Genomic DNA, 12,328 nt, shown 5'->3' on the forward strand with positions numbered 1-12,328 from the left:
GCATATGTCATTATATCCGTTCGGGCACACATCGAAACCATTATATATAATCCACCCCAATGCGCAACCTCTTTTTTTGACCAATCGTGAAAATTTTTCAGAAAAAAGCAGAAAAAAGCACCTCTATGGACTTAAATCTCCACGAGATGCTCTAACCCAAGTACAAGACACAGGCGTGAAATTGAATGTAATTGATGGTTACAAGATCCGTTTACCAAATAACGACCCGATCAGATCCACCGCCAGCTTCGAGGTCCGATTATTCCGATCCAGCCGTGGATTCACCTCTACAAAATCGCAGGAAGTAATGATCCCGGCTTCATACAGCAGCTCCATGGCAAAATGACCCTCTCTATAGGATAATCCGCCCTGAACCGGCGTGCCTGTTCCCGGTGCCTCTGTCGGGTCTATGCTGTCGATGTCGAAGCTGAGGTGGACACCATCAGTTCCGCTGCTAGTGATATCCACTGCCTCATCGATCACCTTCTGTATGCCGAGCTTATCAATCTCATGCATTGTATAGCAATGAATTCCCAGCTCCTTAATCAGCTCCTTCTCACCGGGATCCAGCTCTCTGGCCGCGATCAGCACCGTCTTGGAAGGATCAATGTCTGCGGCGCCTTCACAGATGTGAGACAGCTTCAGCGCAGCCCTGCCCAATCCGACAGCTAAGGGTATGCCATGCATATTCCTTGATGGCGTCGTCTCCTCCGTGTTGAGATCAGAATGGGCATCCATCCAGATGACACCGAGACTCCCTCCATCCGCCGTCAGCCCGGCAAGTGAGCCCATTGCAATACTGTGATCCCCGCCGAGAATGAATGGAAAATGTCCTTCGTCTCTTTTCAATTTAACCTCACTGGCTAATGCCGTACATATGGACAACACCTTAGAAGCATTTTTCAAAGGTACACTCACTGCCTTATCGCTCCATTGATCCTTTAATAAAATACGGGAAGGCTCATCAAGCACATACCCAAGCTCCTTCCATTGCTCTATCAGACCCCATCGCAGAAGACGCTCAGGGCCTAGCTCACTGCCCATTCGGCCTGCACCGTAACCAAAGGGCACTTTAATCAGAGAAATCAGCTGGCTTTTGTCCATTCCTTGCCCCTCCCTCGTGTAAGGTGATTCGAGAGCTTACCACTATATCTATTCCGAAACAGGCCGATGAATGACATGCTTCCTTCGCACCTTACGATGAGCACACAAAAAACCGCCAGGATAAACCTGACGGTTCAAATGAATGATGAGAATGAGCCCGTTCTAGTGAAAAGGGCATTTTACTGAAGAAACAGTCTCTTGCCGTTGTGTTGTATCGTCTGCCACTTCCCGATCTGCAGGATAAGGGGCCTGTTGATAGAAGAAATTCGGCTTAAGCGTCGTGTTGTCATAGGATTTATGAAAGATATGCGTTGTCGCTGGCGAGACTGGCGGGATAAGCCAGGTCCAGTCACCTGTAACATGCCGTCCTGCATTTGCTTCCCGTTCTTCAAACCTCGCAAATTGATTCGCTGCCGTATGATGATCTACTATGCTGACTCCAGCTTCTCTATACGAATACAGCACCGCCAGATTCAGCTCGACAAGAGCCTTGTCCCTCCAGAGTGTTCGTTCAGAGGAGGTATCCAGCCCCATTAGCTTCGCTACCTGTGGCAGCATGTCATAACGGAACGTATCTGCCAGATTTCGTGCACCGATCTCTGTTCCCATATACCAGCCGTTAAACGGAGCTGCCGGGTAATGAATGCCTCCTATCTCCAGCCGCATATCCGAAATCATCGGAACCGCATACCATTTCATGCCGAGTTCTGCGATCGCAGAATATTCCGGATGACTGATCGGCACTTCCAGCACCAGCTCCTTCGGAATCGGGAAGAGCTTCGGCATCTCACCATGGATCTCGATGATCAGCGGGAGCACATCATGGGCAGTTCCTTCTCCTTCCCAGCCGAGACGCTGCGCCTCTTGGGTCAGCTGCACCGAAGCAGGATCGCCGATTATACCTTGCTCTGTCTCGTAGCCAGCATATCGAATAAGCTGGTGATTCCATATTCTAATCGGAGCCTCCCCAGCTGCATTCATCGGCTTGAAGGCGGTGAGCATAGGAATCACCTTGCCTCCGTTTGTTGCCTGTCGGATGTGGGAAAATAACAGCTCAGCCACTTCTTCGGCCGTGGTGGCATCACGTGCATCCACAAGGCGAAGCGACTCCCAGAACAGCCGACCAATACAGCGGTTGCTGTTGCGCCAAGCCAGCTTGATTCCATACTCCAGCTCCTGTGTCGTATGCTCATAGGTGCCTGTTATTTCGATATCCTCTCGAATACGAATAAGCCGGGTCTCTGCCGTATCACGGCTCAGACCCAGCTCTTCATAGCTTGTATATATAAAAGCTTCCGCTTCTTTAATAAGTGCAGTCTTGTTCGTCATCCGACCTGCCGACCTCTCGTTCTACCGTCATCTTACCATCTAACACTTCAATGGCAAGCGTGACTTTTGAATTAGTTCCATTATACCCATCTGGTATCCATGAAACTACAAGAGCAAGAGGAAGTTCATCAGTTGGACACTTTCATGTGTCTATTTATTGAGCAGGATCCTGCTTATTTACCCAAGAAAGCGTTCAGCATCCAAACTTGCTTTTGCAGGGATGCCTGCATGCCAATCAGCATATCTGCGGTCACTTGGTCATCAAGATTCTCCGCTGCTTCCTGCGCTTCTGCCATGGCTTCGACCATTGTAGTATAGTCTTCTACGATCGCTTGAACCATTTGTTCCGCGCTCAAGCCTTGTGCTGCTTCTTCAACAGGAGAAAGGCTCAAGTGCTCAGAAATCGTAGCTGCTGGACGTCCGCCAATGGCCAGCAGTCTCTCAGCTACAACATCAAGGTTCTCTGCTGCTTCGTTATAGAACTCTTCGAATTTCTCATGCAGTTTGAAGAAATGAGGTCCTTTGACATACCAGTGGAAATTGTGAAGCTTCGTATAGAGCACGGACCAGCCAGCAATTTGGCGGTTCAGGGAGCTGTGCAGAAATTGCTCATCTTTCACTTGGTTCGCTTGGTTTGTTTGAGTTGTTGTCATATTCGTTATCTCCTTTAAATTAGAATTAAATTTACTAAGTAAGTTATTTCATTGCTAATTTTTTATTGCGATGTTCGTGATCACTTTATATTTCACTTTATATTTCAATTTAGACTTAATCTAAATCCTGATATCATTATAACATGTTCTCTAGAAAAAGGAAGTGTTTATTGAAAATAATTTATGTAAATCAATTTCATAATAACTTTAGCTGCTTCAATCAAGAGTATATATAGTTTCAATTCTACCTTTTTAATGATATATGAAATTGATTCGTGTAATTTTAGAATTATTTTTTTCTTGTTGCGCTGCCGCTATACTAAAAACATCGGACACTCCCGCTCTACTCTTTAGCGAAAGCCCCGATGTTTATACATATCTGCCATTTCAGTTTCATTCTATTAGTACAGCTGTTTCTTCAGCATATTTCCGAGCTGCTCATAGTTATCAGCAATAAAGTGCGGCTTATGATCTGACTCGGGTTCTGCTCTCCGGTGATTGAACCATAGTACCGTCCAGCCTGCAGCAATCGCACCGACGACGTCATTTCTCCATGAATCGCCTACATAATAACAGTTCTCGGGCAACGTTCCTGTAACGTTGTTCACATGCTGGAACAGCCGCGCATCCGGCTTCGCATACCCTACTCCGCCTGAGACGAAGAATAGCTGCTGATCCACATACCTTTCCATTTGAAGTGCCTTGATCTTCGCCAGCTGATGCTCTTCTGGCCCATTCGTAATTAGACCCACCCGAATTCCATGGTTCTTTAATTGCTGAATCAGCTTAACAGCTCCCGGAAATGGCTTAATCTGAAACTGCATATCGAGATACGCCGCTTGCGCTGCCTCTGCCTGCTCCTCGTTGATGAATTCTCCAAATTCGGCCAGGGCGAGCATAAACCGGCGTCTGCGCATGTCTGCCATATCCTCTGGCGTAGGGACGGCGGATAGGTTCTTTTCCGCCGATAACAGGTCGCTGTAGTACCTGAATCGGTGGTAGATCTCCTCGTACGGCAGTGTCTCCGGCAAATGAAGCCTCTGTATTAAAGCCTCTCGCAGTGGAGTAAGATGATCATACAAAGTATCATCCACATCAAAAAATACAGCTTTGGCTGCTGGGCTTGCTTCTGCTGCGGTGCAGATGTGTTCCATCTGAGCTTGTCCCTCCAGATCCATATTTTTTTACTAGTTTATCTTAACAGAGGTGTTTTTGTTTGTTGAAGTCTAAATATGGATAAGTTAAGTTAAGATAAGAATAGAAAAAGGGAGCCGTGCTCCTACACACGACTCCCTGCACAACATACCGCTGTAAGAGCGGTCGGCAGTGGGCGCAAGTTCAAGAAATAGACCGTGATCCTCACTCACAAAGGGCGGTCTATTTCTTTTTGTCTCGGTTCACTATAGCAACGACAATGCTAACGACTAATCCGATCAGCGCTTAAACGATTAAAGAAACAATCTTACCCTCGTTTACATCAATTAGTCCGTGATCCGTAATTTTTAACGCTGGGCTGACGGCGAGTGAATGCGTGCTGAGCGACATAATCGGATTATAGTGCACATACCCGAGCGACAGCATCGCTTCACGCAGCTCCTTCACCTGATGTGCCACAATATGAAGCGGCTCCTCCGTCAGGATTCCACCTACCGGAAGCTCCACATGAGACAGGATTTCTCCATTCTCTACCACACAGAAACCGCCTTGGCTTTCGATTACCGTGTTCGCTGCGAGCAGCATGTCCTCCGGGTTGGCTCCGACGATCAGCAGATTGTGATTGTCATGGGAATACGTCGTCGCGATGGCTCCGCGCTTGATCGTATCGCCTCCAATGAGTCCAAATGCATGATTTCCGTTCTTCTCGTAGCGCTCGAACGTAGCAATCAGACCATAGCCTGTATCTTCCCATTGCAGCACGCCGTCTTGAACAGTCACATCGACATGCGCTTCCTGAGTGAAGGTCGAACCATTCTTAACCATCATGGCCCGTGCTTGATGAGGACCATCCGGTACATCCACCTTCACTGTCAGGTCTTCCAGGCTTAGAGGCGCAAGCTTCACACTGCTGTAAAAATGAGCAGGGAACGCCCCGGTCTCACTCTTCTGCACATCATTCTCGTACAGATCGAATACTTTCTTGCCGCTTTTGTATACCTGCCTCACATCAAACTGATACAGATCAGATACAAGGATAAAATCGGCAATCTTGCCTGGTGAGATACTCCCCCGATCATCCATCTTCATCCGCTTCGCAGGCGTATAGGTCGCCGCAAAAATGGCATCCTCCGGCTTCATCCCCATCCGAATCGCCTTGCGCACGATATGATCGAGATGTCCTTTTTCCACGAAGGAATCTGGCATCACATCATCTGTGACAAAGCAGAAATGAGAGGATACCGGATGATGAATTACATAATCCATCACTTCCTGGGTCATCGACTTCTCTTGCAGCTCAATGAACATCCCTGCGGCAATACGGGCTTTCATCCCTTCAATACTCTGGTGTGTATGGTCAGAATCTACACCCGCATAGATCATACGATGCAGATCAAGTCCCATCAGCTTCGGTGTATGGCCTTCAATGACGAGCTTGGGATAGTTCTTCTTCATATGCTTCAAAATACGGTTTGTCTTGCTGTCCGGCTTGTTAATGACATCAACATAGTTCATGATTTCGCCAAGGCAAATAATCTCGCCTGTTGCCATCAGCTTGTCCATGTCCTCGATCTCAATGCTGCCGCCTGTTGTTTCCATCGGTGTAGCCGGAACCGAGCTCGGAATCGCATAGAACATATCGACCGCGCATTCCTTGCTCGCTTCCATCATCTCCTGCACACCCTCAATGCCGAATACATTTGCCATCTCATGCGGCTCAGGTACAATCGTCGTGACCCCGCAGCGCAGCAGTCCGTAGGAGAACGTCGCTGGTGTCACCATCGTGCTCTCGATGTGAAGATGGATATCAATCAGTCCAGGAATCATGTAATGGCCGCGGCCATCCACAATTTCGCTAGCTGTGAACATTTTTTCCCCGCGCGGTCCGATATATAAGAACCGTCCGTCGCATACAGCCACACTGCCCTCTTCAAACACTTTATAGTAACTATTGTAAATTTTTACATTCAAGATTAATTGATCTATTCTCACGTCAGGAACCCCTTTTACAATCACCCTCCGGAAGGTCACCCTCCCAAACCCTCCCTGACAGGGAGGGCCCCAGAGGACTCTGCCCTCTGGACACCCGGAATTGGCGGTTCGTTAGTTTAGTTCAAACTTGCTATGGTTACGATGGAGCGTGGAGCCGCGATGCGAGCTTGCCTGACGAATATTTCCGTCAGGCTGCTTTGCCCGCATGGCTCTTGTGCGTAGAGGCGCTTAGCCTTCGCACTTCGTCTGCTCGGCGGGGGCCAGTGAAGCTTCGCTCTCTGTCCCCCAAGCGCGGGAAGATCTCCTTTGCCTCCGCACTTCGTCCGCTCCGGCGAGGGCCAGCGAAGCTTCGCTCGACTGTCCCAAAGTGCGCTAAAGATCTCTTTTGCCTCCGCACTTCGTCTGCTCCGGCGGGGCCAGCGAAGCTTCGCTCTCTGTCCCCCAAGCGCGGGAAAGATCTCTTTTGCCTCCGCACTTCGTCCGCTTCGGCGAGGGCCAGCGAAGCTTCGCTCTCTGTCCCCCAAGCGCGGGAAAGATCTCTTTTGCCTCCGCACTTCGTCCGCTCCGGCGAGGGCCAGCGAAGCTTCGCTCGACTGTCCCAAAAGTGCAAGAACAGAGTGCCTTCGGGCTCCGCTTCCTCCGGCGTGTCAGCGGCATTCCTTCGTCATGCGACTGACACAAAGACGAAAGGCAAGAGACAAGAGACAAAAACAAAAGATAAAAATAGGCTAAACCAAACTCAAAATATCACTGCACTAGCACAAGCTTCTCCGGTGGGAAGATCAGGTTCACTCGCTGGCCGCTCAGGTACGCGCTCTCCATTTCCTGGTTCGCGGTAAAGTCGCCCAGCTCGGTCTCCACGACATACTGGTAGCTGCGTCCAAGGTACGTGCTCACCTTCACCACACCCGGCAGTGCATTCGCAGGCAATTCTCCCCCATCTGCCGCAGTCACGATCAGATCATCCGGGCGGATTGCTCCTTTGCGCGCTCCCGGCGTAAGTGTGCCTGGGTTCTTCGTTGCGGTAAACTGACGGGCGCCGACACGCAGTGCAATCACTCCATCCTGCTCGCTCCGCTCATCAAACTCGACAAAGTTATGGAAGCCGATGAACCGTGCAACGAACTCGGTCGCTGGATATTTAAAGATCGTCTCCGGACGCTCCAGCTGCTCCACATTCCCCTTATTCATAATCGCCACTCGGTCGGAGATCGAGAAGCACTCCTCCTGGTCATGCGATACATATACTGTCGTAATCCCCAGCTCCTGCTGAATACGCCGGATCTCCACACGCATATTTACCCGCAGATTCGCATCGAGGTTACTCAGCGGCTCATCGAACAAGAGCAGATCCGGCTCGATCACGAGCGCACGGGCAATCGCCACCCGCTGGCGCTGACCGCCCGACAGCTCCTGCGGCAGTCTTTTCTCAAATCCCGCCAGGCTGACCACCTCAAGAATACGCATCACACGTTTCTTGATCTCGTCATCCTTGACCTTCCGCATTTTCAGTCCAAATGCTACGTTCTCATACACCGACAAATGCGGGAACAATGCATAGCTCTGAAACACAAAGCCAAAGTTACGCTTATTCACCGGCACCCGTGTGTAATCCTTACCGTCAAATGTAAACTTGCCATCTTTGGCTTCCAAGAAGCCTGCGATCAGACGCAGTGTTGTCGTTTTGCCGCAGCCGCTCGGGCCGAGCAGGGAGATGAGCTGTCCTTTTTCAAGCGCCAGATCAAAATCCTTGAGTATATAATTGTTGTCATAGGCCACTGAGACTTTGTCTAAAGTTAGCAATGCCATAATCTGAAGTGCCTCCTGTCATTAGCGTTTCGTGAAATAGGACAGACCCATCATCCGTTCAATCAAGAACATAAATGCGCCGGTAACAACCATCAGCAGCACGGATATCGCCGCGATCGTCGGGTCAAAATAATTCTCTACATATGTGAGCATCTGGATCGGCAGGGTGCTTACCCCTGGGCCGGTCATAAAGACGGAAATGTCAACGTTATTGAATGATTCCAAAAAGGCGATCAGAATCGCGGCAATAATACCGGATTTAATGTTCGGCAGAACGACCTTGAAGAAGGTCGCAACCCGTCCTGCACCCAGGCTCAGTGCCGCCTCTTCGATTGCAAAATCGAAGTTCGACAGACTGGAGCCGATCACCCGAATAATAAACGGCAGCATGATCACCGTATGACCAATCAGCAGTCCCGCATACAGCGGAAGCTGATACACGACGATCAAATAACGCATGAGTGTAAAACCAAGTACAATTCCCGGTATAAGCACCGGCGATAGGAAGATGGCATTCAGCGCATCCCGGCCTTTAAACCGAAACCGGCTGATTGCATAAGCGGCCGGTACGCCGATAAGCAGTGCGAGCACATTGCCCGCCAGCGAAATGATAACCGAAATCATGAAGGTTCGTACAAAGCTTCCTTGCTCAAAAATATTTTGATACCACCTGAGGGAAAAGCCCTCCGGCGGAAATTTCAGCACCGTCCCCGGCTCAAATGAACTGGCAGCGATAATCAGAAGCGGGCCCAGCAGAAAGATGAAGACCACAAGACTGATCAGGCTGAGCCCGATATTTTTCTCCCGCATGTTGTTTACCCCTTCGGATTTAATTTGTTCGCCGCCTTGTTCATCAGACCGACGACAATAAACGTAATGACGATCATAATCGTTGCGATAACCGACGCGAGGAACCAATCATTCAGCGTCATTGCATTCTGATACAGGAACGTGGATATGACCCGTTCTTTACCTCCAAGCAGCGCAGGTGTCGTATAGGCCGTCAAGCTGCCGACGAACACAAGCGTCGAACCCAGCACAAGGCCCGGAACTGCCAGCGGGAACACGATGCGTCTGAAGGCTGTAAACCGGGAAGCGCCAAGGCTCTCCGCTGCCTTGATCAGATCGGTATCGATATTCTCCAGCACACCCACCAGTGAAATAATCATAATCGGCAGGAACAAATGCAAGAGACCAATCGTGATCGAGATCGGTGTATAGAGCAGGTCGAGCGGCTCATTAATCAGACCCATACCCATCAAAGCGTTGTTGACGAGTCCCTTGCGGCCAAGAATGATCATCCAGCTGAAGGAACGAACGACCGGGCTTGTCAGCATCGGGAAGATCGCCAGTGCAATCAGGATCGCTTTCTTACGGGCACTGCGCTTGGCAATATAGTAGGCCGTCGGAAATCCGAGCAAAATACATAGCACCGTCGTCAGTACACTGACCTGCAGCGTAGTCCACAATATTTTCAGAAAATAAGTGTCTTGTAAAAAGTGTTGGTACCCCGCAAGTGTCAGGCTCCCATCCTGCACAAAGGTAGAGCCGATCGTCAGCACGATCGGAACCACCATGAACAGCGTCAGAAACAGGAAACCCGGCAAGAGAAGGTAATAAGCATATTTATTCTTCATTTAAGAGGCTCCAATGGGTTTGTTAAGTGCTTCGATAAATTGTTCCAGAAAAGCAGCCTGATTCACTTCCTCACAGACCAGTACATTCGCTTCATGCCCCAGTCGATTCTGGAAGTCGCAGACCATCTGTCCGTCGCACAAGCGGCTCGCCGTCTCTACGTCAACATAATACGCATTCCTTGTTACAAGGTCTGGATTAAGCGCCACTCCTACTGCAAGCGGATCATGCAGAGCGCAAGCACGCACTCCATTCATTTCTTCATAGCGCTTGATGTAAATCGCTGTGCTCTGCGCGACATAATCCTTGATCGCTGGAATGGTGAGACGTTCAATATGAGCTTCCGTCAGCAGCGTCTTGCGCGTCACATCCAGTCCTACTTGAGTGAGCTTAGGGAACCCCGCTTGCAGTACGATACGCGCCGCTTCGGGATCGGCATACGTGTTGTACTCCGCAACCGGCGTAACATTGCCCATCCCTTTCACGACGCCGCCCATGAAGATCACTTCTTTGACATGCTTGACGAGATCCGGCTTCTTGAGCAGCGCAAGCGCGAGATTGGTCAGTGGCCCTGTCATAATGAGCGTCACTTCCCCCGGTCTCTCCATGACAGTCTCGATGATACGGTCGGGCGCAAATCCGCTGTCTGCCTGCTTCTTGGCTGTGAACTCCTTGAGTGCTCCGCCTAGACCATCCTGTCCGTGCACGCGGTGCTCATAATGCGATTTGCGGATAAGGGGGCTCTCCGAGCCGCGATATACAGGAATCTGATCGGCCTGCATGAACTCAAGTATTTTACATGTGTTCTCTGTAGCTTGATCCAGCGACACATTGCCGCATACGGTCGTAATGCACGCAATGTCGTCTTTGCGAGTTTGAACCGCCAGCATGATGGCGAGTGCATCATCAATACCTGTATCTACATCCAGTAGAATCGGATTCATAAGACTCCTCCTTAGTTAGCAATTTCACGGTTCCAGCGGTCTGTCCATACAGCTGCATTGTTGTTAACGAACTCCATGTCCAGAAGCTTCAACTGATCTACCACGTCTGCGCCGTAAGTGATGCCCTCTGCTTCTTCCTCTGTCAGCTTCACGTTCACGTTAACCGGGGAATCCACCTTAGCTTTAGCAGAAGCGGTTTGCACTTCCTCGCTAAGCTGCCAGTTAATGAACTCTTCTGCAAGCTCTTTATTTTTCGATCCTTTTACGACATTTACTGTATTCATTACGGCATACGCGCCTTCACTAGGTGTTACGAACTTCGCTTCAGGCACAGCAGCCTGGATATCCTTGAAGTACATTTCCATGATCGGTCCGCCCGCAATTTCCTCTTGAGCGAACATGTTCACATACTCTGAGGTTTGGCTGTAGAACTTCACCACACCATCCTTCAACTTAGTCAGCTCGGCAAAAGCAGCGTCTTCATTGAATGCGGTATTGCCAGCTACGGTGGATGCTGCATCAAGCACCATAGGGCCTGCTGTTGCTGTGATGTTCGGCAATGTTAGATTTCCGGCGAATTCATCACTCCACAGATCACTCCAGGATGTCACTTCGTTCTTGATCAGGTTCGGATTATAAGCAATGCCCAGCTGCCCAACAGTATAGGCTGGACCGTAATCTTCACCCAGTGGTGCTTTGGCAGAATCATAGATTTGTTCGATGTTCGGGATATTCGCACGGTCGATCGTTTCAAACAATCCTTCTGCAATCCCTTGCTGTGCATAATAGTCAGACAGGAACACGATATCGACTTGTGAAGTCCCCTGACGGATTTTATTCAGACGTTCTGCGTTGTTACCGACCTCAACGACAATATCAACGTTATGCTCTTCTTCAAACGGAGCGTACACTTGCTCATTGAAGAATTCTTCCGAGAAGCCCCAAGTCGATATGACCAGTTTTTCTTTTGCCGCTCCGCCGCCGTCGCCGCAGCCTGCTAGCAGCATGGAAGCCAGTGCAACACTCGTAATTCCTGTCAGTACCTTTTTCATTGTAAATATCCCCCTCAGAATCTTTTGTCTTTTGTAATATGGCCCAAAATGAAACAAAAAAAAGAAAAGCATCCTTGTCAATGTACAAGAACACTTTTCTTCGTAAACAAAGAAATAGCGACACCCGCTTATAAATTCACTGGTTCTCCTCCAGAGTTGATCCGAAGTTGATTGCCGTTATATATGGGAATTGATTGAGTTGTAGACCCAATCCACACCCTATTGTCAGGACTCTTCGCGCACGATCAGCGTCGTAATCGCAATCTGCGTCGGAGCGTCATAATCTCTCAGCAATGCTTCTATCTCAAGGTTCATCTGCTCCTCAAGCTTGTCCCGAAATATCTTCTTATATAGAAGAGACATTCGAAAATCAACTTCCTGCTTGAGTTCAGGGGCTTCCCCTTCAAGAGCAGCCGAACGAGGTGAACGGCGGTGCTTCGCATAGAAGGTAACAATCCGATCGTCAACACTAGCCTTCAGGAGGGTCGTGCCGAATCCGAATAGCTCCTTAGATACTTCATTATAAATCTGGCACATCTTCTTCTTGTTCTCGTTCGTGTCCAGCTGCATTCAGATACCACCTTTACTATTCGAAAGATACTACCGTACATTCGGACATCTCACAGGTTTGATTATACATAATCATTCGTATTCA

At 49.3% G+C, this 12,328-nt stretch carries 12 protein-coding genes; all 12 read right to left on the minus strand.

Going from position 1 to position 12,328, the window contains the following annotated elements; translation table 11 throughout:
* Positions 1–198: 198 nt before the first annotated feature.
* Positions 199–1,104, minus strand: coding sequence for an arginase (gene rocF, locus BLW49_RS11780; protein WP_090724783.1), 906 nt, complete (start codon positions 1,102–1,104; stop codon positions 199–201).
* A 162-nt stretch (positions 1,105–1,266) separates the two neighbouring features.
* Positions 1,267–2,433 (minus strand): nitric oxide synthase oxygenase, encoded by a 1,167-nt coding sequence (locus BLW49_RS11785; protein WP_090724784.1) that lies wholly within the window; start codon positions 2,431–2,433, stop codon positions 1,267–1,269.
* Between the two features lie 173 nt (positions 2,434–2,606).
* Entirely contained in the window at positions 2,607–3,086 is a 480-nt protein-coding gene (locus BLW49_RS11790; RefSeq protein ID WP_076314397.1) for a Dps family protein, read from the minus strand.
* A 401-nt stretch (positions 3,087–3,487) separates the two neighbouring features.
* Positions 3,488–4,240, minus strand: coding sequence for an HAD family hydrolase (locus BLW49_RS11795; RefSeq protein ID WP_090724786.1), 753 nt, complete (start codon positions 4,238–4,240; stop codon positions 3,488–3,490).
* 286 nt (positions 4,241–4,526) lie between these two features.
* Positions 4,527–6,233 carry an adenine deaminase gene (locus BLW49_RS11800; RefSeq protein WP_090725082.1) on the minus strand — a complete coding sequence of 569 codons (1,707 nt, stop codon included), beginning with the start codon at positions 6,231–6,233 and terminating at the stop codon, positions 4,527–4,529.
* Between the two features lie 116 nt (positions 6,234–6,349).
* Entirely contained in the window at positions 6,350–6,787 is a 438-nt protein-coding gene (locus BLW49_RS11805) for a hypothetical protein (protein WP_143042112.1), read from the minus strand.
* A gap of 193 nt (positions 6,788–6,980) precedes the next feature.
* Positions 6,981–8,042, minus strand: a complete 1,062-nt coding sequence (locus tag BLW49_RS11810) for an ABC transporter ATP-binding protein (RefSeq protein WP_076314394.1) — start codon at positions 8,040–8,042, stop codon at positions 6,981–6,983.
* 21 nt (positions 8,043–8,063) lie between these two features.
* Entirely contained in the window at positions 8,064–8,852 is a 789-nt protein-coding gene (locus tag BLW49_RS11815; RefSeq protein ID WP_076314393.1) for an ABC transporter permease, read from the minus strand.
* A gap of 5 nt (positions 8,853–8,857) precedes the next feature.
* The gene (locus BLW49_RS11820) at positions 8,858–9,679 is read right to left on the minus strand and encodes an ABC transporter permease (RefSeq protein WP_090724789.1); all 822 of its coding nucleotides are present in this window, start codon (positions 9,677–9,679) and stop codon (positions 8,858–8,860) included.
* Entirely contained in the window at positions 9,680–10,621 is a 942-nt protein-coding gene (locus tag BLW49_RS11825; RefSeq protein WP_090724790.1) for a nucleoside hydrolase, read from the minus strand.
* Positions 10,622–10,632: 11 nt separating this feature from the next.
* The gene (locus tag BLW49_RS11830; RefSeq protein ID WP_076314390.1) at positions 10,633–11,673 is read right to left on the minus strand and encodes an ABC transporter substrate-binding protein; all 1,041 of its coding nucleotides are present in this window, start codon (positions 11,671–11,673) and stop codon (positions 10,633–10,635) included.
* A 225-nt stretch (positions 11,674–11,898) separates the two neighbouring features.
* Positions 11,899–12,243 (minus strand): DUF2294 domain-containing protein, encoded by a 345-nt coding sequence (locus tag BLW49_RS11835; RefSeq protein ID WP_076314389.1) that lies wholly within the window; start codon positions 12,241–12,243, stop codon positions 11,899–11,901.
* Between the last annotated feature and the right edge of the window lie 85 nt (positions 12,244–12,328).

Origin of the sequence: Paenibacillus sp. PDC88 (assembly GCF_900106725.1) — a bacterium.
Taxonomy (GTDB): domain Bacteria; phylum Bacillota; class Bacilli; order Paenibacillales; family Paenibacillaceae; genus Paenibacillus; species Paenibacillus shunpengii.

What these genes read in the sequence shown, in the direction of transcription:
- rocF (WP_090724783.1), bottom strand. Translation starts at nt 1,104, where the DNA reads ATGGACAAAAGCCAGCTGATTTCTCTGATTAAAGTGCCCTTTGGTTAC.
- BLW49_RS11785 (WP_090724784.1), bottom strand. Translation starts at nt 2,433, where the DNA reads ATGACGAACAAGACTGCACTTATTAAAGAAGCGGAAGCTTTTATATAT.
- BLW49_RS11790 (WP_076314397.1), bottom strand. Translation starts at nt 3,086, where the DNA reads ATGACAACAACTCAAACAAACCAAGCGAACCAAGTGAAAGATGAGCAA.
- BLW49_RS11795 (WP_090724786.1), bottom strand. Translation starts at nt 4,240, where the DNA reads ATGGAACACATCTGCACCGCAGCAGAAGCAAGCCCAGCAGCCAAAGCT.
- BLW49_RS11810 (WP_076314394.1), bottom strand. Translation starts at nt 8,042, where the DNA reads ATGGCATTGCTAACTTTAGACAAAGTCTCAGTGGCCTATGACAACAAT.
- BLW49_RS11815 (WP_076314393.1), bottom strand. Translation starts at nt 8,852, where the DNA reads ATGCGGGAGAAAAATATCGGGCTCAGCCTGATCAGTCTTGTGGTCTTC.
- BLW49_RS11820 (WP_090724789.1), bottom strand. Translation starts at nt 9,679, where the DNA reads ATGAAGAATAAATATGCTTATTACCTTCTCTTGCCGGGTTTCCTGTTT.
- BLW49_RS11825 (WP_090724790.1), bottom strand. Translation starts at nt 10,621, where the DNA reads ATGAATCCGATTCTACTGGATGTAGATACAGGTATTGATGATGCACTC.
- BLW49_RS11830 (WP_076314390.1), bottom strand. Translation starts at nt 11,673, where the DNA reads ATGAAAAAGGTACTGACAGGAATTACGAGTGTTGCACTGGCTTCCATG.
- BLW49_RS11835 (WP_076314389.1), bottom strand. Translation starts at nt 12,243, where the DNA reads ATGCAGCTGGACACGAACGAGAACAAGAAGAAGATGTGCCAGATTTAT.